This window comes from Hyperthermus butylicus DSM 5456 (assembly GCF_000015145.1).
Lineage (GTDB): Archaea > Thermoproteota > Thermoprotei_A > Sulfolobales > Pyrodictiaceae > Hyperthermus > Hyperthermus butylicus.
Window position 1 is genome coordinate 1,182,766 of the sequence record NC_008818.1, and the last position, 21,878, is coordinate 1,204,643.

Sequence of the window (21,878 nt, forward strand, 5' to 3'; positions counted from 1 at the left end):
TAATGCCCCTATATAAAGCCTGTCCTTTTCTGAAGAGTAGAATTCTACATGACCAGCCACAAAAGCTCTACCACCAATACCACCAGACGTGCAAGCAGCCACTATCACGAGGAGTGTACGGGTACAACCCACGTGAAAGAGGAGAACAATGAGCCTTACCACAATAGGTGGCATTGAATGATAGTGTTGTATTGAGGTACATCTTACTAGTTGTACATGACAATCTCTCTGACGAAGCTGCATAACGGGTTGCTCCTACACGCAGTTTTCGCGGTTTTCTCGTACTCGTTTAATAGCGTCTTTCTTAGCAGTGCCTCGGGGTCTATTCCGGCCTCTTTGCTTGTCTCCTTGACCAGGTTGTAGATGTGCTGAACTTGTACTTTGATATGCTTCAGCGCTTGTCTCGAAGCTTTCAGCCCTTTAATGGCGTCGTCAAGACTCTCCAACAACTTCTGAATGCTAGCGTTTTTCGGCATTTGAAGCCATACTAATAGGATGGTTAACCCGTTAAGTGTGGATGCTCTATCACCATAGCGTTCTGCTACTCTCTGTGCTCTCTCTAAGGTTGTCTATAGGTTCGCCCTGCCTAGGAGCTTGTCAAGAGAAACCTTGACCTCAACAACTACCAGTTCGTCTTCTCGATAGCCTACGAAGTCAACTTCGCCTATATCTCCTCCTATGCGGGACAAGGGCCTATACCTTTTCGCCAACAGAAGCGTTACCGTTACTTGCTCAAGAAGGACTCCCTGATATTTATCCTCCAACCTCTTAAGATCTTCATAGTAGGTTTTTACCACTGGTAGTGCGAGACTATAGCCTAAACGTACGAGGCTGACCAGTGTCCGTATAAGCTGTGTGATTTGGATTCCATGCTCGCTCGCCACGCATACTTTGTTTAGCTGCCCCACGATCTTTTCAAGATTCAGAATACTCTTTTCCACTGCCCTTTCCCAAGCTTTGCGATCTACATAGCCTAGGAGAAAGCTTAGGGCTGCCTTGCGGGCATAACTTTGCTCCATGCGCTTCTCCAGGGCGAGGTACAGGAGGCCCGCCAACACCACTCCGAAGAACAGTGTGTTACGCCTATCCCTACATGCCTATGCTGGTTGGTTGGTACCCAGCCAGACTCTATGAAGAACTTTGTGAACAAGTCGGGCGAGACGCTGCCGAAGAGTAGCCAGATAAGCATCACCCGGCGTGTGAGCACCCCAAGCGCGTAGGGCTCTAGGTCATGCGAAAACCAACACACCCAAACCACCTTACAGCACAGCCAAATCAGCCAAGAGTATTAAGGTGTTAACTCCTAGCCAGGCATTAGCTGAAACCCTGGACCCCGCTACCAGTATCGCTTAGACGGTATCAGGGCAGTGCTTTTCTCGGATAAGGCTGGGATGCCGTCTAGCTGTCTAGGTGTAGGGGATTTAGCCGTTAGCGTTACCGCATTGAATGCCGTGGGGGGCTAGGGACGTGGTGGGGCTTCCAGGGGAGCTGCTTCGGAGTGCCGAGGAGTTTTGCCGGGATGAGTTGTACAGTAGCATGATTTACCGGGCGCTAGCTGAGATTGAGAAGGATCCACACCGCCGGAAGCTCTTGGAAAAAATCGCGGAACAGGAGTACGAGCACTACCTGTTCTGGCGCAAGCTCCTCGGACGTGACTGTAGCGTTGGAAGACCCCGGGTTGGCCTCATGGCTGCCGGCTACCGGCTCCTCGGACCAGCATTTACGCTACGACTCCTAGAGCGGGGCGAAAGAGAAACCATTCGGAAGTACAGGGAGATGCTTCTCCACCTCCCGGGGGCCGAGAGGGCTAAGCTCGAGGAAATCATAAGGGATGAGAAGGAGCATGAGAGGAGGCTGTTAGAGGAGCTTGAAGATGCCAGGATAAAGTACCTGGGCTACGTGGCCCTAGGCCTCGCAGACGCAATAGTCGAGATAACCGGTGTACACACAGGCTTCCTCGGCGCAACCTCGAACACAATCGTGGCCGGCGTGGCCGGCCTCGTCGTAGGCTTCTCAGCCGCAATGTCAATGGCCGGCGCAGCATACATACAAGCAAAACACAGCAAAGAGGAGAACCCGCCCGTAAGCGCCATAGTAACCGGGATAAGCTACATACTCTCCGTAGTCCTCCTAGCACTACCCTACTTCCTCACCAAAAGCATGCTGCTAAGCTTCACAGCAAGCATACTCGTTGGGATCACCTTGACGGGAGCCTTCACCTACTATAGCACGGTAATCCAGGAGAAACCATTCACAAGAGAATTAGCCGAGAGCACCGCCCTACTCCTAGGCACAGCAGCCGCAAGCTACGCCTTCGGAGAACTACTAGGAACGATACTAGGCATAAAAGGCATAATAGAATAGCTACTACATCAACCTCCTATCTACATCATCTGCACACATTACCACAAGGAACCCAAACAACTCTCCATGATAGAGCTTGGGGCCAACACCCATTACTTTTCAGTTACCACTAAAACCCCAGCACTACTACACCAAGCTTCTCAGCTACAACTACTTTAGACGCCAAAGGCTGAGTCATTAAGTTCTGAGGTATCCACAGAAGCCGCTGCCAGGAGAACCCGTACATTCTGGCGTGGACTGGAAGGATCAAGTTAGAGACGCTGGATCTTGGTGTTAGTGCGAGTTTGTAACTTAGGACTGTACAGTGTGGTCTACATGTGATTTATGGTACAGCTAAGTGCGTGGATCGTACGTATTGCTAGTTGTTACGCATAGAAACATACATGTTCCTGCAAGCTGCTATGGCGCTGCCCGGAAATCGATTTGTATAACAGCGCTTTGGGATTACTATGTTGGACTTGTGGAAAAGTTACGGTAGTTCTTGCAGTGTACATTATGAATTTGCCTCATTGTTTGTAACCGTAGGAATTTACTTGGGGCTTGCTACGGGTTTAGCAAGTCCTACGACACTTTCCATATATAGAAAAAGAGTTGCGTTGCAATGAAGGTAAGGGTATCCTACTGGCTTCATCGTAGAACTATACCTATTCATTGCAGTCGTATCGTTTCTCGTGCTATTACACTATGAAATTGGTTTAGAGTGCATATCTGGAATCTGCATAACACATGTAATCGAAGTCTCATCATGAGCCATGTTGATAGTTAGTATTGCCTTAGCAATGTATGTTGCCAAGAACATGAGTGGAAAGGGAAAAGTGTTAAGCGTATGATTCTGCCGACATTTATACAGCCCTCCTCTATGTTGGCTGTGTTGCCAGCCTTGCTGAGACTATAGTCAAAAGGCAGTGAGGGCTCTTGTTTGGCTAAATACAAGCTTCAAGTGGTGGCATAGAATGTGCATACAGCACGTTTGATAAGAATACCGGTGTTCCATTTCCATCTAAGGGTAGCTCTTCACCCTCAATTACTATCACATTGATTGTACTGCTAGACTACAACTTAGCCTTTAGAATCCTCGTCATCCCTAGCTCAGCATCTACCGCATATATTATTAAATATCCAAATATCCTAGCAAGAGGTATGATGAAGTAGCCCGTGCCAGCCCGAAGTCTACTGCAACCCTACGCTTAGGGATTTCTCTTAACACGGTATCGATTACAAGATCTACAGGCTGCATGATTTTCCTTCAGCTAGACTCGAGAGCCCCGATTTTAGACGGTGATGCTGTTTACGGGTTCCTCCTGCACTATCATGCATTCAAACCAACCCATTATATTAAAATGGTGTGCTAGTAAAAAGTCTCGCCAGGAGGCGGTTAACCCTTGGCCGCCAACTGTGTATTCAGCCTTGCAAGGAGAAGGCGTAGTATTAGGCGTTACCGTAGGGACCCGGTTAATCTCGAGGATATCCTATACGCTATCTCGGCGGCGCTGGAGGCTCCATCGGGCGCTAATCGGCAACCCTGGAGGTTCATAATAGTTGACGACGAGGAGGTAAAGAGGAGGCTTAGAGAGGAATGTGAGCGGTGGGAGAAGAAGTTCCATGGGAGCGAGTCTCTACCAGGGTGGTTCAAGGAATGGCTTAGAGATAGGGGTATCACTTGGGAGAAGCCCTTCCTTACCGATGCTCCATACCTCATAGCCGTTGCCGCCTATAAGAAGGCGCCCTACGCACGTGAAAGCACGTGGCTTGCTATAGGCTACCTGCTCCTTGCACTCGAGGAGAGGGGCTTGGCATCGCTCACTTACACACCCACGAACCCGAGGGCCGCGGCTAGGATCCTCGGGATACCCGAGGACTACACTCTAGAAGCATTAATCCCCGTGGGCAAGCTCGCGGAAGAGAAGCGCAAGGAACCCAGGATGAGCATTGAGGAAGCCGTACACTATAACGGCTGGGGCCGCAGGCTACCAAAACCAGCATCCGAGAGCTAAACTAGTATGAGATCTAGTACTTCCTTATAGCACCTCATTGATGCCAGAAAACGCAGCACGAGGATGTCTCGAATGGCGGGCCCGCGGGGATTTGAACCCCGGACCTCCGGCTCCGAAGGCCGGCGCCCTATCCTGGCTAGGCTACGGGCCCACAAATCCTGCGCGCTACCGTGTTTGTTATTTCTCCCGGGGTGGGGTTAGTGTTTATGTTTTTGTCTTGCCGGCTTGCACTATGTTTTCATTTGGGGTAGTGTGTTATGGCTGTAGACTTGTTTTCTGATGTCCTAAAACTGGTTGATGGTCTTCGTGGGTTTGAGCTTGTTGCTAGTCTTGCCAGGTTTCACCGTGTACAAGGTGGCGACGATATAGTCGTGGCTGTTGAACATGTTGGCCAGGTGCTTGAGGAGCTTGGCGTCGAGGTTCGGTTGGAGGTGTTTCGTGGGCCTCTGGGGCTTGGGGAGTTTTGGGGTTTTGGTGAGCCGCGTGGCTGGCGTCTAGGCGGTGGACGTGTTGAGGTTTGGGAGGATGTTGGTGGCTGGAAGACTGTTGCCTCTGTGGAGGATACACCGCTTACGGTTGTTGTTCATTCTCCTCCGGGTAGTGTTGAGGAGAGGGTCCGCCTGGCTGCTGAGCCTGCTGATGCCGGTGAGGATGATATCGTTGTCTCTCCAGAGTTTGACGCGTACAAATATTATCGCTTTGCTGAGCGCGGTGTTACCGGCATAATTGGTACACATAGGGGGCCTGGTGTAAGGTATTGGGGGCTCTTCCCAGCATTCTTTATTGAAGAGCCTAGGGTGCCTGCAGTCAGCCTGGAGTACAACACTGCCATGAATCTTGTTGGTAAACGTGTCCGCATTACCGTCGAGTCTGAGTATCATGGATTCCCCTCTACCCCCATACTTGTTGCGCGTGTTGGGCCTGAGGGTGCTCCCTGCATAGCACTATACGCGCATGCTTGTCATCCACGACCCGGCGCTCACGATAATGCTAGTGGTGTGGCTGTACTTGTTGAAGCTCTCTATGCGCTGAAGGAGCTTCTTGGCAGAGATAGCTGGTTCTCCGTATGCGGCATTGTGGTGCCAGAATATACTGGCAGTATGGCTGTCTTTGCGCAGCACATCGTAGACCCGCAAGAGGTTGTTGCAGCTGTTAGCGTGGACATGGTTGCTGCAGATCTCGCTGCTACTGGCGGCTCTCTACACCTTGTTGCTTCGCCTCTACCGCTAGCGTCTCCACTCGACCCGCTACTTGACGTGTTCCTAGGCCATGTTGAGGGCTATGCTGGCTTCGAGTTCTACAGTGTTGGCAGCGACCACGATGTGACCATCTCGCTCGGCATACCAGGCAGCATGGTTAACGAGTGGCCGGACCGCTACTACCATACAAGCCTCGATGAGCCCGGCAACCTCTCTGCTGAGAGGCTACGCGCTACTGCCGCCGCAATAGCTGCTGCCGTAGCCGCACTAGCACGGCTAGGCCCCGAGAAGGCAGCTAAGCTTGCTGGGCTCTGGGCAAGGCACCAAGCTTCAAAACTCTCCGCAAGAGCTTATGCAGGCGAGCCTCTGGACATGACTGCCGCGGCTGAGCTTGAAAAGCTAGCGGTAGAGCACGCTTCTACACGCATTAAAGCACTGGCTTCTGGCGGACAACCAGAACCGCCTTGGCCATTTGAGTTTGAACTCTCTCTAAGGGCTCCCATGAGCAAGCTCTACCTCTACGCTCACCGCCACGTAGAAGCCTATAGAGAGCTACTCAAAGCACTCGAGGATGATCGTGAGAAGGTGCTTCAGCGCTTACTAGTCCTAGGCTCCGGTACTGCATCGCGTAGGGTAGTAGAGCTCTACGCGAGGGGAGTACTAGGGCTCAAGCATGCCGAGAAAAAGGCCGATCTAGTCGTCAAGGCTCTGACTGCTAAGCCCCAGCAGCGGGCTGCAAGCGGAAAGCATGAGGGCTAGGCCCTACATTCTCTCTATGGGCTCTATGCCTAGCAGCCGGAGGCCGCTCGCCACTATGTTCTTTACAGTGTATACCATTGCTAGCTTGAACATCTGCTTGCCTTTATCGGGCTCGTTGACCACACTATCGCCACTGGCATACCACTTGTTGAACAAATCTGCTAGCTTGTTAAGGAAGGCTACTATTAACTCCGGCTTCAGCTCGTCCGCTGCCTTGGCGAATATGTAGGGGTAGCTGAGCGCTAGTAGGATGAGACTGCGCCTTAGCTGGTTTTCCTCTGCCGCAGCATATTCTATGGATTCCCAGTCCAGACTGATACCGCGCTCCGCCGCCTTGGATAGTATACTCGAGGCGCGCGCATGAGCATACATGATGTATGGTGCGCTGTTGCGCTCAAAGTTTAGCGCCTCCCTCAGATCGAACGTCATGGGCTTCAGTGCTGATACCGAGACTAGTGCATACCTCATAGCTGCAACACCGACAGCGCGCGCTATCCGCTCCTTCTCCTCTGCTGACAGGTGAGGGCTCCTCTTCTCCACCTCCTCCCGCGCCACCCGTATCGCTTGCTCAACAAGCTCGTCGAGGGTTACATAGCGGCCACGCCTACCACTCATCTTCTGGCCTGGAAGGTTTACCATCTCGTAGGCATAGTGGATCGTGTTTAGACCCTCGCGACGATACCCTAATGCTATGAGTGCAAGTCTTACTTGTAGCTGTTCCAGCCTCTGTTCGGCTGCTATCACATTGTACACTTTGTCTGCATTAAATTCGCGGAACTTCTTTATGCTGTATGCTATGTCGCGTGTCGTGTATAGTGTTGTGCCATCGCTGCGCTGCAGTATAAGCGGAGGCACATCATAGTCCTCGGGGAGGCCCAATACACTACGCACTATCGGGTCGCGAAGCACTGGTTTTAAGTTTAGGGCGAAGGCTCCCTTGTAGGTTGTTGCATAGGGGCTCTTACGCGCCTCTTCGAGTATCTTTGAGACCATGCCGCTCCAGGCTAGGTCGCTCTCCCAGTCCCACACATCAAACTCTATGCCGAGTTTACTTAGGGTTTCACGGAACCCCTCAAGGCAGAGTTCGACGACTCTCCTAACCTTACGGACTATCTCCTCGTTCTCGCGGTACTCGTAGACCCTCATTAGCCTTGATATCTCTGCTCCAACATCCCTCCCCCTAACAGCCTCCGAGATCTTGTCGAAGATATCGGGGTACTGTTCGCGGAGCCGTGCAGCATCTGCTACAAGACTGTCTAGCTTCCGTAGAAGCTCCCGGTACCGTTCATCATCACCACTAGCCTTGGCCTCCTCTACCTGCCTCTTAACCTCCTCTATATCGGCCAACGTATGCGTTATAGCGTATATCGCGCCTATCCAATGGTCAGGCTTAATACCGGGCGGGGGCTCCTCGAAGCCACCAGCAATGTAGCCATAGGCCATTACTGCTACCTGGCGACCGAGATCGTTTATGTAGAACCTTGTTTGCACCACGTGGCCTCTTGCACGCAACATTCTCGCAAGAGTATCTCCGAGGCTTGCATTTCTTGCATGCCCTATGTGTAGTGGATGTACAGGATTAGCACTCGTGTGCTCTATGACTATGCGCATAGGCTTATCGGTCTTGATAATACCGTAGCTCTCCCCGTCAAGCCTAGCAGCGTTGAAGATAAGCTTTGCAGCCTCCGCTGCATTCAGTTTGATGTTGAGGTATCCACGCACAAATAATACATCCTTTACGATGGTGCTTCCTGCGAGTACCTGCTTAACTTTCTCTACAAGCTCCCCGATACCCACACGGTATTTCTTCGCGAACCTCGCCAGTGGTACACCATAGTCTCCAAGCTCCGGGTTGGGAGACTCATATACTATGTACTCTACCTCCCTACCATCAATCTCTACGTCGAATGATGAGAGTGCTTCTCTAATAGCTCTAGCAAGCAGCTTGTGCGGAGTATTAGCGTAAACCTCCAGCGACGCCTTTGTCAAGGGAACCGCCTACCCCGCAACACGTGGTAAAGGTACAAGGCTAGGGGGATCTCATGGTCTAGCTCCTAGCCTCGGACTCTCTTAGGGCTTCAACTATCTTCTCGAAGACTTGATTCCAGGTAACGTTCTTTATCCTAACCCTCTTAGTTTTCTCTCGCGTACCGTATACTATGTCTATCATTGAGGGCGAAACCCCTAGGAGCCTCGAGAAGAACATTACTATGCTTGCATTAACCCTTCCCTCTACGTCTAACTCCTCAGTGTAGAATACCAGCTCGCCAAGCTCCATGCGCAGCCCGGTAAATGATGCCTCGGGCTTAACATAGAGGGTTACGTCTACGTAACCGTCTCCCTCCGTAATGTGTTTCCTGAGTGCCTCCTCCACCGCTACTACACCCCAAACCCGGAAGACGACGTAGGCTTCTCATAAAAGCATACTAGTGGCTAACTGTATACAGCCTAACGGGTGTTGTTGCTGCAGGGACCCCGTTTCTACGAGATTGTTGAGCCTCATATGCCTATTACGAAGCTGGTTAAGCTCCTAGCCGTAAAGTCCATAGAGCACGCTATCGTCATTGATGACGGCATAATTATTGGCGTCGTCTCTGTAAAGGATGTTGCAAGACACATTGTCAGAGCTTTTGAAGCTGCAGGCTCTGTCGAAGCACTCAACCTGAATGCCATACTTGGGGATGTTGTAGCCAGTATTATGAGCAGGCCCCCCTACGTGGTATCCGGCCCGCTTGACTACTGCAGAGCTGCTAGCATAATGCTGAGCAAGGGAATAGGCATCTTACCAATTGTAGATTCTTCAGGCTCTTTCCTGGGAGCCATAACCGAGCTGGACTACGCATTGCAGAGCCTCAAGCTTGACGCGCAAGCTAGCCGTTATGCTACCGGTAAGGTGATTCTCGGTGACCCCGACGAACCCATTATAGAGGCACTGGGTAGGATGTACGAGCATGGTTTTAGGAGGCTACCCCTACGCGTAGGTGAGGACTACTACATGGCTACAATGCAGTCCCTACTCCTTGCTATAGCCAGGAGACCTCACATGGAAACACTCTTAGAGAAGGCATATAGGTACTCGACACCAGCAACAATACTTGATGCCGACACGGCTAGTATAGCCAATGCTGCAGAAACAATACTCTCCATACCCGAGCGCGCCATATTGCTTAGAAGCGCTGACAAGATTAGCATACTAACCGAGCGCGACCTAGTGAGAGCCTACAGGGATGAACACTGCTAGAAGGAGAAGGGCGTCACATTATGCCGGTCTACCCTCTAGCTCCGATCGTGGTCTTAGCCACCGCGTTAATATACTTCCTAACTGCGAGGCTCTTGTGTGGTGCAAAGCATGGAGAAAGGCCTAGCAGAGAGAAGACCTAAGCAATACTATGTGGAGGACATTGAAAGACTCTGGATAGAGTATGATAGGCAAACCGATACTCTCTACATATACTTCGCCGATAAGAACGAGGAGCCCGAGGAGGCTCTACTAGTAGGGGAAGACATCATCGTAGGAGTTAAGGGGGATAAACTGCTAAGCATAACGGTTAACGAGTTTTCGAGGAGAATAGGGCTGGAGAAATACTAGTTGTCAGCTAAGGACGCTATCCTCCGTGCCCAGCTACCTACCATGGTTCCAAGATGCTAGCCGATGAAGAGCCGTGTTTCAACGAGCCTTAGCGCGATGAAGAAGCCGCGGCCGTCTCTGAGGCTTAGGGTTCTTTAACGTTTTTCGCTCTCCGTGTAGCCTGGTATGCTGCTCCTATCTGCGTAGTGTACTATGTAGTAGCGCGGCTTTAGCTTCAATACTATGTAGTTGAACGCTTTCCAGGGATCACTGTTTGCACCACAAGTGTACACGTCCACAGTAGCATAGCCATAGTCGGGCCATGTGTGAATTGATATGTGGCTCTCAAGCACCAGGGCGATGACAGAGACACCGCCATGGAACCCAGTAAACTTCCACGTCTTAATGTCCACTAGGTTCATGTTTGCAACTCTAGCAGCTTCTACTACGATGTCCTTTAACAACTCCTCATCCCAGAGCTTCTCCTCGTCAACACCATAGAGGTTCCCATAGACATGCTTACCGACGATAAGGTCTCCGCCCGCCTCCCTACCACCCTTCTTTACGTTTTGTTGCACAGCCATTGCTCATCACTACCTTTTCGCTTGTTAAATTTGTGCCGCCGAGTGTAGGAAACCCCGCCATAAGAGAGTTTTTCACCTTTACGCAGCCAGCATATAAACCCCAGCTCGCAACAACTAGCACTTAAACCCCTCAACAATGAGGTTTAGACGCTCAGCGAGCCGACAAACTTCGTCCACAGGTACCACCGCAACAGCACCATCTTCGCCATAGAGTATTGCTATGCCGCTTACAACCTTTGCCTTAAACCTCACAGGCTTCGATGGCCTTGCTAGTTCCAGTATTTCTGGCAGCCGTACAGTCTTCTTCTGCTTCCGAGCAGGCATAGCTTCACCATGTAGAGGATTATAACATGCTTAACCGCGCGATATAAGCTGCTGGCCAAAAGATAAGATGTGCAGTCTAGGAAAGTAAAAAATTAAGATGTGGGAGGCTCTAACGCTTTCTCCAGTCTTCTACTATCTTTAGACAGTCGTTGTATATGCTAGCCTCCTCCTTGACGAGCCATACATGCTCCACTCTAGGCTTAGCGCTTCTCTCAGCATGCGCTTTCTCCTACGCTCCTCTAGCTCCTCCATGACGCCCGGCATGTCTGGCGTTGCGTAGCGGCCTCCACGTAGCTCTACGATATCGCCACGCTGCCTCAGTTTTGACAGCGCCTTCCTCAGCCTATCCTCGCCAGCTATCCCGCTGAATGCTTCCCTTAGCTCCTTCCACGTTACAGGCCGACCCTTGTTTCGTATGAACTTGTATACTAGCTCTATCAACTCCTCGTCGGTTGGAGCCTTCATTACGACTAGTTCTTCGTCCTCGTATAGGACGTTTAGCTCTATGCTCATACGTTTCCACCCATTAACTAGAGTTGACGAAGCGTTTCTGATAAATATTACCATTCACCGTGTTAACTTTAATTAGCAACATTTCTAGGGAGAAACAAGACTAAAGAATAAGCTTGTGGGACTACTGTTACCCCACCGGCTCTTCGAGAAACCTCTTTACAACATCGTATACCTGCACACTCACCCTTGCAAGCTGTGCCAGAACCACAGTAGAGAGACCACTTACGTAGAGGTGTATGGGTATATAGATTGGCGCTAGAGATGGCTCTTCAACATAGACGTCTATGAAGCCTAGCGTACTAGCAAAAACCGTTACGAGACTTGCAACTACATCGTTCTCCGACGCCACGCCCTCAACAACATTGTAGGCTAGCGAGCGTAGGCTCTCCAGAAACTCTTGTAGCGCAGCTGCCAAATCCTCACCTACATCGGTGAGTTTACAGTACTCATTACACTCAACAACACCATAAAATGAGAGCATATCTACTATCTCGTCTAGCCTACCGCATCTGAAACCATAGGACTCGATATATGCTCGCAGATCCTCTCTTGCCGCTTTACCGGTCGTCTGTAGTATTCGTAGTATGAGTATCATACATCGTGCACGCTGTGATAGGCTACGGAGGACACGCCTATCCGCCCGTAGGAGTATCTCTTCTACACTAGCATCTATACCAGCTTCCCTCAACTTCCTACACTCCCCAAGCCTACCGTGTAGGTGGTAGTGCTACATGTCTAGCTAGCAAGTAGGGAAGGAGCATTAACAGTACTGCAAGTGCCATTAACACTATGCCGCCTATAACAGCTATCTTAACCATATCACTGTTCGACCCAAAGATTATCGGTATAGGGCCTATAAATACTATGCCACCATACTCCGTCTTGCCGCCAGCTCTGAACGCTGAGAGGAAGATGCCAAGAAACACTAGTAGGACGCCTATGAAGATTAAGGCTATGCCTACGGGCACTAACTTGGCCGGCGTAAACTCCAAGGCTTCTCCAGCCCCTTGAAAGCCAGCCTATATACCCCTATCCAACTAGACTTCCTGCCGTGCGTGCATAAAGTTATTGGTTTACCGGATATATGGAGCTAGTCGGGAGTGGTGGGGGGCTTCCTTGACGCTATTTGGCTTCAACTACGATTACCAACCATCTGTGCCGTGGGTTCCGACACGCAACGAGGTTATAGAGTACCTCGTAACAGTGCTTCGGCCAAAACCTGGCGACGTCGTATATGATATCGGCTGCGGGGATGGCAGGGTAGCAGTGACGATAGCATCAAAGTTTCCCCACGTGAGGGTTAGGTGCGTAGAGCTACGTCGCGACCTTGTGGAGAGGGCTAGGAAGCTTGCCGAGGAGCAGGGCGTTAGGGGGCTAGTTGATATTGTTGAGGCTGACTTCTTCAAGGTAGACCTAAGGGATGCAAACATAGTATACATGTATCTTTTGACTAGTGTTAATCAGAAGTTGAGGCCAAAGCTCGAACACGAGCTTAGGATTGGCACTCTTTTAGTATCGCTAGACTTTCCGATACCTGGCTGGAACCCAGTTGCAACCATTGAACTTGAGAGGTCTTGGCAAAGGGTATTCTACATCTATGTGCGCGGAGTCTCGGATATAGGCACAGCCAGTGAAGCTATGGAAGAGGCCCTGAGGAGCGCACTTAGGAGACTCGACCTTGAAGCCGCTAGGAGAAAGGGGGCAAATATAGTTATTAGCCTTCCTCAAATCTCCAAGTAGTTTTGCCTCCAGGATAATCATAGAGCTTTATGCCTAGCTCTCCGAGTTCTGCCCGAATGTTGTCTGCCAGCTCGTACATCTTTCTCGCCCTAAGCTCGGCTCTGACCTTAACTATGAGGTCTACGAGCTTACCGACCAGCTTTTGGGCTTGTTGAGCTACACCATATACAATGTCGTCGAGCACTGCGAATACCTCGTTGAACTCTAGTAGTGTCCTGTAGGCTAGGATGGCTGCTGTATAGTTTTCTGCTGGCAGAATTTCGGCGTTAACAGTCTTTACGAGCTTTAGCGCTGCTGCTAGCGCGCGGGAAGTATTGAAGTCATTGCTCATGGCCTCGTGGAACTCCTTGTAGAGCGTCAGCACTGTGTTGACAAGCTTTGCTTCGCTATCACCTAGCCTTGACTGGGGGTCTACCTCCTCGATGATCCTCTGTAGGCCTTGTAGGGCCCCACGCAGCCTTCGGAGGTTTGCTTTTGCCTGCTCTAGCGATTCCTCAGAGAAGTCTAACTGTGTTCTATAGTGGGCGCTTAGTATCCAGAGGCGGAGCGTCTCGGGGCTCCACTTCTTCAACGCCTCTCTTAGCGGTATAATGTTGCCTAGACTCTTGCTCATTTTTTCGCCGCGTATTGTGAGGTAGCCCGTGTGCAGCCAGTATCTCACCCAGGGCTTCTTGCCAAAGTATGCCTCGCTCTGGGCTCGCTCGTTCTCGTGGTGCGGGAATATGAGGTCCTGGCCGCCACCATGTATGTCGAATTGGTCTCCAAGATACCTTGATGCCATTACGCTGCACTCTATGTGCCAGCCCGGCCTCCCCCGGCCCCAGGGCGCCTCCCAGTATGGCTCGCCCGGCTTCCACGCCTTCCAGAGAGCGAAGTCGTATGGGTTCTTCTTCTCCTTTAGCACGTCCTCCTCCTGGCGCCACTCCTCGGGGTGGAAGCGACCGCTAAGCCTTCCATAGTCTGGATACTTGTCTACCTCGAAGTATACGCTGCCGCTTGGCGCTACGTAGGCGTAGCCCTTGTCTATGAGACCTTCTATGAACTCTATTATCTCGCGTATATGGCTAGTGACGCGGGGATGCATGTCTATCTTTATGCGGAGCGCGCGGAGCCCCTCAAAGTAGTCCTTAGCGTATGTCTCGACTATCTCGCGCCAGTCCTTACCCTCCTCACGTGCTCGGTTGATAATCTTGTCATCGATATCTGTTATGTTCTGTACATGGTAGACATTGTAGCCTCTTAACCTCAGATACCTCTTGATGGCATCGAATGCCACGTAGGTTCTAGCATGGCCGAGGTGTGTGTAGTCGTAGACTGTTGGGCCGCAGACATACATGCGCACTAAGCCGGGCCTTAGGGGCTTAAACTCCTCAAGTTTACCTCCAAATGTGTTACGGACCCGTATGGGAGGTAGTTCTATGTAGCTTAGTACGGGGTAGTTCTGCACAATAGTCTCACGCCCCTAGGCGTGGAGTGGTGGCCCTGGAAACCTGCATAAAACTCTAACGCTGAACTCTTCCACGGGTGTAAAAGAGGTGAAGCTGCCGGCGAGGCTGGAAGCGCTACAGAAGCTTAAGGCGAGGCTTGCTGAGACGCTGGAAGCTAAGCTCGAACCTAGAGAACGCGAGACTGCAAGACGGGACCACCATGCATACCGTAGGCCCCGACCATGCGGCATGACTATTCATACCGGCGTGGGCTGTAATGTGGGCTGCCTTTACTGCTACGTACCCGACATGGGATTTCCGCTTAAGCCTAGACCATACCCTCTCAACGGCCTACAGTTGGTTTACGCACTAGTCCTCAATCCATACTTTGTACCCGGCCCCGACGGTACTCTGCTAGCCTTCGGCTCTGTAACCGAGCCACTGCTACCTGAAACCGTAGAGCAAACCATAGAGTATCTACGGCATACACGCAACTACCTTGGAAACCCACAACAGCTTTCAACAAAACTCGTGGTTCAGGGAGAGCTTTTTGAGAGGTTCACCGAAGCACTAGAGCCGAGAGCAAACATACTCATAACCATTACTACGATCTCGAAGGCGCATATCCTCGAGCCTAGAGCACCACCACCTATGGAGAGGTTTGAGTTTGCACGCATGCTCGTAGAGCGAGGTATTAATGTAACTCTCTTCCTGCGCCCTATAATACCTGGTGTGACTGATAGGGAGCTTGATGCGATACTATCGGCTGCAGCCAGGGCAGGAGTACGCACCATTGTTCCAGGCAGTCTCCGTGTAACACCAGGAATCATACGTAGGCTCCGAGCCTCTCGCATCGTCGACATGGCTGAGATCGAGAGGAGGCTGCCAAGGAAGCCCCGCAGTAGCCGCGACCAGGTTGCGATACGCGAAACGGACCTGAAGAACCTCGTGGCCCGTAAAGCTAGGGCTTACGGGCTAAGGGTTCTGCCCAGTAGCTGCTCAGCAAACATAAGGTCCCATGGCCTTGCATGCCATGCATGCATCTGGGGCCCTTGTGGTAATCCGAAATTACTCCCGCGACTCGTGGAGGAGGAGGTTGCTGAGGCTGCAGAGCTTCTGGGCTGCAGAAAGCCCCGTGTGAGGATCTCTGGATTCCGGGTGCTAGTCCGGTGCGGCTCAAGGCTTGAGGCAAAGACGAGGAATATAATCCAGTCGTGGCTTGAAACTCTGACAAAGAGGACTGTAACTGTTATAGCTCCCGGCCTACGTGGCAAGGGGTATGAGGCGTATGAGGAGGACTAGGCTGTGACAGGCGAGCAGGCTGGACGGTACCGTCTATTCAACCTAGTCATAGCCTATGAGCCTGGCACACATCGGGAGGATGATGCTATACGGCTTCTCCGGAGCATCATACCGGGCTTCCGGGTATTTGACGTAGCACAGTTCCTCATACTCGGGAAGGTCTATGGAAACCCTTACCAGGCTGTACAAGCTGCTGCAGAAAAGCTTTCAGAGGATGACCCCATACTCCGCATGATACCTGTTGATTACAACACGCCACCCTACGTGGAGTCTGTCGCTCCTCTCATCGCAGAACTCATCCGGGAGAGAGCTAAGCCTGGCGACACGTTTGCAGTGAGGCTTGAGGGCTATCTCTACAGCAGGGAGACTGAGAGAAAGCTCCACAAGAGGGAAGCCATAGAAGCGATAGCAGAGAACATAGATCTACCCGTAGACCTGGACAATCCGAGGATACTCGTGCTTGTAAAGGTTGTAAGGCTAACCCGCTCACTAAGCTATGCAGCTGTAACAGTTGCGCCACCCTGCACCATCTACTCGAGGCACCATGGCGGAGGCGTCTGTAGGGTAGAGTGGCCCCCAGCCTAGAGGGCTAGGAGCCCTAAACCCTAGTAGGGTCCTATGAAGGGTAGTCCATGTATTAGCTTCTATGGGGAGGACAGTTATTGAGCCGCCAGCAGCCAGGAGAGGTGGTCGGCTTCACCATTGATAATGCTACACCAAGTATTGTCCGCTTCGTTTCGACGAATCCACCCCCAATTGGAGACTATGTTGTTGTCGAGTCTCCCGAAGGCTATGTACTAGGTCTCGTAGAACGCGTTGGAACGAAGAGTATGACACTTGCATTCATGTCTACAGCTTTCGACCCACGACTCATTGAGAGACTCGGCGATGAACTGAGAGGCGACGTTTACTTTGAATGCATCGCAAGACTGCTAGGCAGACTTGAGGATTTGAAATTACCGCGGCTACCACCGCTTCCAGGTGCACGTGTGTATAAAGCGCCAAGAGCAGTTCTTGAGAAGGTGTTTGGGGGCAAGGAGCCCTACTACATTAGGCTCGGTGTTCTCGCCTCCAGACCCGACGTACAAGTTAACGTGAATGTAAACATGCTTGTTACTAGGCATACCGCCATACTAGCCATAACTGGTGCTGGCAAGAGTAACACAGTAGCAGTTATTGTTGACAGGCTTGTAAGGATAGGCGGAACAGTAGTAATCCTAGACTTTCACGGCGAGTACCTAGCCTCAAACCTTGGAGGGGGAAGGGTAAATATTATCGAGCCACGGCTTAACCCACGCCACTTATCCATAGCTGAGCTTATGACGCTACTGGGCATAGAGCACAGGTTCTATAACCAGGAGCGTGTTCTCCGCAAGGCTCTGCGCAGGCTCGAACAGCGCAGCGTACACACCAAGGGCTTCCTTGACGAGCTTGCTGAGGAGCTGGAGAAGCTCGGTACTAGCCGAAGAGAGGAGGTCACGGCCATAAACGCAGTCATAAACAAGATTGAGAGCGTAAAGGACCGCTATAGCGACATACTTGACGACGAGGCTGCGGACATAGTTGCAAGGATTAGACCAGGTTATGCAAACGTTGTTGACCTGAGTAGGCTTGACCGGGACGCCATAGACGTTACCGCGAGCCATTTACTGCGAAAGGTGCTATGGGAGAGAAAGCTACACAAACTCGGCGTGAAGAGTAGATTACCATACCCTATCCTCATAGTAGTTGAGGAGGCGCACATACTAGCGCCAAAGGATGAAGACACCTTGTCGAAGTACTGGCTGGCAAGGATAGCTAGGGAAGGGAGGAAATTCGGAGTAGGCCTCATGCTTGTAAGCCAGCGCCCCAAAACACTTGACCCGGATATTCTTAGCCAGGCGAATAACCTTATAGTGCTTCGGATTGTCGAACCAAGCGACCAGCGCTACATACAAGCCGCAAGCGAATCCCTTACCGATGACCTTGTTGAACAGCTTCCAGCGCTAAACACGGGCGAGGCAATAGTAATAGGGCCCCTCATCCGCGTCCCGGCGCTGGTTAAGATAGACAAGTACCCAGGTCCTCTCGGCGGCAGCGATATAGACGTTGTGGCCGAGTGGCAGAACCATATGAGCCAGGAATCCGAGGCCGAAGAGTCCACAATAGAAGATGTACTATCAAACCTCATGTAGTAACACCCCTAGGAGGGGATATGACGGAGGCTGACTATAGCGTGGAGCATCTACACTTGCTTCACGTGTCTGATACTCATCTTGGCTACCGACAGTACGGCATTATAGAGCGAGAAATGGACTTCTACCAGGTGTTCGAGGAGGTAATCGATATAGCAATCCGCGAACATGTAGATGCAGTCATACATACTGGCGACCTATTTGACTCTACAAGGCCACCAGCACAAGCCATAAGGGCTGCAATAAGAGCGCTTAAGAAACTAAGAGGACATGGTATACCCTTCATAGTTCTCGCGGGTGACCACGACACTCCTAAGCGTGCAAACCTCTCACCCCTCACCGAGCTCGATGAGGTCGGGCTGGCATACACTATAGGAGCCATCGGAGATAAGCCGACAACCATACAAATTGATACAAGACATGGTCGCTTACTTGTTAGCGGTATAAGGAGCCAGAAGGGACTCCATGCCAGGAAACATTTGCTTGATGCGTTTAAACAGCTTGTCCCCCGCGATAGGAGCACTGTGAACATACTCTTGCTCCACCAGGCTCTCCGCGAGGTCGCCCCCAACTACGAGGTTGAACTGGGCGAACTTCCCAAGGGATTCTCATACTACGCGCTAGGACACATACATCTCTACCGCGAGTTTAGGCTAGGAGATGCTGCAGTGGTATACCCTGGCTCGCCCGAAGTCCTAAGGATTGATGAGGCTCGCGAACAGCCTCAGCGCTATGTTGTACTCGTAGAGGTAGACCAACGTTCAACAAAATCACTTGAAAGAATAAGGCTGGAGATGCCAAGGCCCATAGTTTACAAGGAGATCATCTATCAAGGCCTTGCCGAGTTTAAGAGCTTGCTCGTGGAGCTTCGGGAGAAGCTTGCAAAGATGGCAGCTAAGGGAGTGAAGAAGCCTCTACTATACATGTACGTGAAGCGGTTACCAAGGGGCTCGAAGACAGATATCTACACACTCGTCGAGAGGATTCTGGGAAGCTACATCCTAGACTACAAGCTTAACATTGAGACAGTGATAGAGAATGTGCCGAAGACTGTGCAGAGTGCAGCCGCCACTATAAACATTGAGAATATACTCCGGGAGCTTCTCGGAAACGACGAGCTAGCACAGCTAGCAGTAAAACTCATTGAAATCCTTGGAGGCGAGTCCGAGAAGCATGCGCTCAAGGAGGCCTACAGTATTGTTGCGCAAGAGTTTGGCCTTGATAGGGAGGCTGGTCTACTATGATCATAGAGGCTGTTGAGCTGGAGAACTTCCTCAGCCATCGCTACACCAAAGTCGAGCTTGGCAGAGGCATAGTAGCCGTAGTTGGACCCAATGGTGCAGGCAAGACAAGCATCGTTGACGCCATAACATATGCACTATTCAACATACACTCGCGCGATACTCGCAACAAGAAGGAGCCCCTCATACGCCTCGGTGCTCCTGCTGCAAAAATAATAGTAGAGTTCAGCGTTGGCAAGAAACGTTACCGTGTACATAAAACAGTGTATCGTGGCGCAACACCTACTCAGGCAACTCTCTACCTTCTCGAGGATGGTAAGCCCCGGCTTGTTGCGCGCGGAGTTGAGAGTGTTTCTAGAGAGATAGCCAGAATTGTTGGTTTTGACCCACAGCTAGCAGATGTGATCATGGTTACTAGGCAGGGTGAGATAGAAAAGATACTCGTAGACAAGAAGGCTCGGATAGAGGCGATTAATACTCTTCTAAAGCTGCGAGCAATGGAGAAAACCTATGATAGAATGCGGGATCTCATAAGCAGGGTTTCTAGGAGGCTAGAATACTACCGTGGAAGACACATTGAGCTTGAGAGGGAGTTGAAGAGGCTACGAGAGGAGGCTGCAAGGTATGAAGAGGCAAGGAGGGAGCTGGAGAGGGTTAGTGCTGAGCTGGAGGAGGTACGTAGAAAGCTCGATGAGGCCAAGCACGAGCTTGAAAGAGTTGAAGAGCTTAGGAGAGAGTACGAGGATCTCAACTATCGTCTCGGGTTGCTCGAGGCGGCTATTAAGAGGGATAAGGAGCGTCTTGCTGAGCTTGAGAGAGAGTATAGGGAGGCAAGAGCAGCTGAGGAAGAACTTGAAGCTCTTCGTGGCGCTTTAGAGGTTGCGAGGAAAGTGCGTGAGGTTAGGCAACTGCTAGTGAAGCGGAGACAACTTGAAGCTCACCTTGAGGCCATCGAGAAAGGACTTGAAAACTTTGAAGCTGATGAGGATATGTTAAGAAATCTCGAAGAGGTTGTTAGGAGGTATGAAGAGCTAGAGGAGAAGCTCCGGGAGCTAGAAGATGTAAATAGGGAGTACATGATTGTGGAAAAACAACTGGAGAATATTGAGAAAGACATTAGGCGCGTTGAAGAGGAGCGAGATAAGGCTAGGTCAAAGCTATATGCTCTGCTTCAGTCAAGCCTGCCCGTGGAACCACCCAGCGAAGTCTCCAAGCTACTTGAGTTTATAGACTCTCTTGTACACGACATTGATAAGAGAATCGAGCAGCTGCGAGCAAGGAAGGAGGCTGTTGTAGGCCAAGTTAGTGCTAAGCTGAACGAGAAGGAGTACATTGAGGGCATACTGTTGAAGCTTACGAGTGCTAGTGGAAGGTGCCCTCTCTGCGGCCGCCCCCTAACGGAGGAGCACCGAATGACGCTTATCTCGAAGTTTAGGAGTGAAAAAAGAGGCGTGGAGACCGAGATTAAGAGACTTGAAGCGCAAAAGCAGACCATAGAGGCAGAGATAACGAGGCTTGAACAACAGAGGGAGCGTATAAGGGAGCTTGGGAAGAAGATTCGCGAGCTTGTTAGCCAGGTTAGCCAGCTCGAGGCTAGGCTTGAGGAGTTACGTACTGAGCAGGCTAAGCTTAGCGAGAGGCGACTCGAACTCTTTGAAAAGCATAAAGAGTACGAGGAGGCTAGGAAGGAGCTGGAGAAGCTTGGGCAGGCAGTTGTAGAGTATAGGGTTCTCAAGCGTAGGCTTGAAGAGCTTGAGAAGCGTAGGGTAGAAGCTGAGCGACTCCGCGAGGAGCTTAGGAGACTTGATGAGAAGATTGGTACTTTACTTGGAGAGCTTGGGGTTGATGCTAGTGGCCTGGATGAGCTTGAGGAAAGGGTTTCACACCTTCTCGAGATGGTGGCTGAGCTGAGGAGTAAGGCTTCAAGGAGACCCGAGCTTGAAAGGAGACTTGACGAGGTTAGGAGGAGGCTTGAGGACTACGAGGAGGAATATAACAGTGTTGCTGGGAGGCTTGAGGAGCTTAAGGGCATCGAAGAGGAGTATGAGAAGTTGAGAAGCCTCGTCGAGAGCCTTGAGGAGAGGTATCGTGAGAAGGTAGCTGAGTACTCAAAGCTCCGCGGGATAGTGGACGAGCTGGAGAAGAGTGTAAAAAGGCTTAAGCTCGTTGAGGAAGAGTATAGACGTGTTAGCGAGAAGCTCGAGCGTTATAGCCATGCAAAGAGAGCGCTGGAGCGTATCCGTGCCGTTATAGGCCCTGAGGGCTTACAGAGGATTGTCCGTCAGGCCATCCGTAATAGTCTTGAGTACCATTTGCGCCAGATACTCTCAGCCTTTAACATAGACTTTGTCGATGTAAAACTGGACGATGAGTACAGTGTTACGCTGATTACGAGGGCTGGCGAGAAGACCGTCTCGATGCTCAGTGGAGGTGAAAAGATAGCGCTAGCTATAGCATATAGGCTGGCTCTAGCAAGGCTAGTTGGGAGCCGCATAGAGTCACTCATAATGGATGAGCCCACTGTACACCTTGACGCTGAGAAGCGTAGAGAGCTAGTGAACATCATTAAGCAGAGTCTGAGTGTTACAGGGCTAGCACAAATGATAGTTGTTACGCATGACCGGGAGGTTGAGGATGTTGCTGATAGAGTTATAGAGGTTTAAGGAGCCGTGAGGGGCACAGCGTTGTA

General features: G+C 51.1%; 21 protein-coding genes and 1 tRNA gene. 11 read left to right on the forward strand and 11 right to left on the reverse strand.

The genetic code is table 11. The features are described from left to right. Window positions 1-206: 206 nt before the first annotated feature. Both HBUT_RS06115 and HBUT_RS06120 read right to left on the reverse strand, forming a co-directional pair. Window positions 207-476, reverse strand: a complete 270-nt coding sequence (locus tag HBUT_RS06115; protein ID WP_048061513.1) for a hypothetical protein — start codon at window positions 474-476, stop codon at window positions 207-209. Between the two features lie 93 nt (window positions 477-569). Beyond that, a complete protein-coding gene (locus HBUT_RS06120; protein ID WP_011822326.1) occupies window positions 570-1,055 on the reverse strand; it encodes a hypothetical protein in 486 nt (161 codons plus the stop codon). 412 nt (window positions 1,056-1,467) lie between these two features. Here HBUT_RS06120 and HBUT_RS06125 point away from each other — a divergent pair, with 412 nt between their 5' ends. Together HBUT_RS06125 and HBUT_RS06130 are read left to right on the forward strand one after the other, a co-directional pair. Further along, on the forward strand, window positions 1,468-2,364 hold the full coding sequence (locus tag HBUT_RS06125) for a VIT1/CCC1 transporter family protein (RefSeq protein WP_228546725.1): 897 nt from the start codon (window positions 1,468-1,470) through the stop codon (window positions 2,362-2,364). Between the two features lie 1,382 nt (window positions 2,365-3,746). Further along, on the forward strand, window positions 3,747-4,358 hold the full coding sequence (locus tag HBUT_RS06130; protein WP_011822328.1) for a nitroreductase family protein: 612 nt from the start codon (window positions 3,747-3,749) through the stop codon (window positions 4,356-4,358). A 73-nt stretch (window positions 4,359-4,431) separates the two neighbouring features. On the opposite strand, the gene HBUT_RS06135 is transcribed toward HBUT_RS06130, so the two are convergent. After that, window positions 4,432-4,509 (reverse strand) — tRNA-Arg (locus HBUT_RS06135). A gap of 106 nt (window positions 4,510-4,615) precedes the next feature. Here HBUT_RS06135 and HBUT_RS06140 point away from each other — a divergent pair. After that, entirely contained in the window at window positions 4,616-6,316 is a 1,701-nt protein-coding gene (locus HBUT_RS06140; protein ID WP_011822329.1) for a M28 family peptidase, read from the forward strand. Between the two features lie 3 nt (window positions 6,317-6,319). Here HBUT_RS06140 and HBUT_RS06145 read toward each other — a convergent pair whose 3' ends face one another. Next, on the reverse strand, window positions 6,320-8,305 hold the full coding sequence (locus tag HBUT_RS06145; RefSeq protein ID WP_011822330.1) for an arginine--tRNA ligase: 1,986 nt from the start codon (window positions 8,303-8,305) through the stop codon (window positions 6,320-6,322). Window positions 8,306-8,363: 58 nt separating this feature from the next. Then, the gene (locus tag HBUT_RS06150) at window positions 8,364-8,690 is read right to left on the reverse strand and encodes a DUF167 domain-containing protein (RefSeq protein WP_011822331.1); all 327 of its coding nucleotides are present in this window, start codon (window positions 8,688-8,690) and stop codon (window positions 8,364-8,366) included. Window positions 8,691-8,777: 87 nt separating this feature from the next. Here HBUT_RS06150 and HBUT_RS06155 point away from each other — a divergent pair, with 87 nt between their 5' ends. Beyond that, on the forward strand, window positions 8,778-9,557 hold the full coding sequence (locus HBUT_RS06155; RefSeq protein ID WP_048061515.1) for a CBS domain-containing protein: 780 nt from the start codon (window positions 8,778-8,780) through the stop codon (window positions 9,555-9,557). Window positions 9,558-9,665: 108 nt separating this feature from the next. Continuing rightward, entirely contained in the window at window positions 9,666-9,905 is a 240-nt protein-coding gene (locus HBUT_RS06160; RefSeq protein WP_011822333.1) for a DUF2283 domain-containing protein, read from the forward strand. Between the two features lie 134 nt (window positions 9,906-10,039). Here HBUT_RS06160 and speD read toward each other — a convergent pair whose 3' ends face one another. From speD to HBUT_RS06185, 5 genes are all read right to left on the reverse strand, one after another. Further along, window positions 10,040-10,468 (reverse strand): adenosylmethionine decarboxylase, encoded by a 429-nt coding sequence (gene speD, locus HBUT_RS06165; protein ID WP_011822334.1) that lies wholly within the window; start codon window positions 10,466-10,468, stop codon window positions 10,040-10,042. Between the two features lie 114 nt (window positions 10,469-10,582). Beyond that, the gene (locus HBUT_RS06170; protein ID WP_011822335.1) at window positions 10,583-10,792 is read right to left on the reverse strand and encodes a hypothetical protein; all 210 of its coding nucleotides are present in this window, start codon (window positions 10,790-10,792) and stop codon (window positions 10,583-10,585) included. A 138-nt stretch (window positions 10,793-10,930) separates the two neighbouring features. Next, window positions 10,931-11,305 carry a hypothetical protein gene (locus tag HBUT_RS06175; RefSeq protein ID WP_011822336.1) on the reverse strand — a complete coding sequence of 125 codons (375 nt, stop codon included), beginning with the start codon at window positions 11,303-11,305 and terminating at the stop codon, window positions 10,931-10,933. A 127-nt stretch (window positions 11,306-11,432) separates the two neighbouring features. Beyond that, window positions 11,433-11,993 (reverse strand): hypothetical protein, encoded by a 561-nt coding sequence (locus HBUT_RS06180; RefSeq protein WP_011822337.1) that lies wholly within the window; start codon window positions 11,991-11,993, stop codon window positions 11,433-11,435. 19 nt (window positions 11,994-12,012) lie between these two features. Next, window positions 12,013-12,297 carry a TIGR00304 family membrane protein gene (locus HBUT_RS06185; RefSeq protein ID WP_011822338.1) on the reverse strand — a complete coding sequence of 95 codons (285 nt, stop codon included), beginning with the start codon at window positions 12,295-12,297 and terminating at the stop codon, window positions 12,013-12,015. A gap of 124 nt (window positions 12,298-12,421) precedes the next feature. On the opposite strand from HBUT_RS06185, the gene HBUT_RS06190 reads away from it, so the two are divergent. Continuing rightward, window positions 12,422-13,045, forward strand: coding sequence for an SAM-dependent methyltransferase (locus HBUT_RS06190; RefSeq protein WP_011822339.1), 624 nt, complete (start codon window positions 12,422-12,424; stop codon window positions 13,043-13,045). On the opposite strand, the gene cysS is transcribed toward HBUT_RS06190, so the two are convergent. Further along, window positions 13,020-14,492, reverse strand: a complete 1,473-nt coding sequence (gene cysS, locus HBUT_RS06195; protein ID WP_011822340.1) for a cysteine--tRNA ligase — start codon at window positions 14,490-14,492, stop codon at window positions 13,020-13,022. The two genes, HBUT_RS06190 and cysS, sit on opposite strands and share 26 nt — an antisense overlap. 88 nt (window positions 14,493-14,580) lie before the next feature. Between cysS and HBUT_RS06200 the strand changes: the two genes are divergently transcribed. From HBUT_RS06200 to HBUT_RS06220, 5 genes are all read left to right on the forward strand, one after another. Beyond that, entirely contained in the window at window positions 14,581-15,774 is a 1,194-nt protein-coding gene (locus tag HBUT_RS06200) for a radical SAM protein (protein ID WP_011822341.1), read from the forward strand. Between the two features lie 3 nt (window positions 15,775-15,777). Beyond that, window positions 15,778-16,359, forward strand: a complete 582-nt coding sequence (locus HBUT_RS06205; protein WP_011822342.1) for a THUMP domain-containing protein — start codon at window positions 15,778-15,780, stop codon at window positions 16,357-16,359. A gap of 77 nt (window positions 16,360-16,436) precedes the next feature. After that, on the forward strand, window positions 16,437-17,948 hold the full coding sequence (locus HBUT_RS06210; protein WP_011822343.1) for an ATP-binding protein: 1,512 nt from the start codon (window positions 16,437-16,439) through the stop codon (window positions 17,946-17,948). 20 nt (window positions 17,949-17,968) lie between these two features. Then, the gene (locus tag HBUT_RS08995) at window positions 17,969-19,192 is read left to right on the forward strand and encodes a DNA repair exonuclease (protein ID WP_011822344.1); all 1,224 of its coding nucleotides are present in this window, start codon (window positions 17,969-17,971) and stop codon (window positions 19,190-19,192) included. Continuing rightward, window positions 19,189-21,852, forward strand: coding sequence for an AAA family ATPase (locus HBUT_RS06220; RefSeq protein WP_011822345.1), 2,664 nt, complete (start codon window positions 19,189-19,191; stop codon window positions 21,850-21,852). The genes HBUT_RS08995 and HBUT_RS06220 overlap by 4 nt, the downstream gene beginning before the upstream one ends. Window positions 21,853-21,878 lie beyond the last annotated feature (26 nt).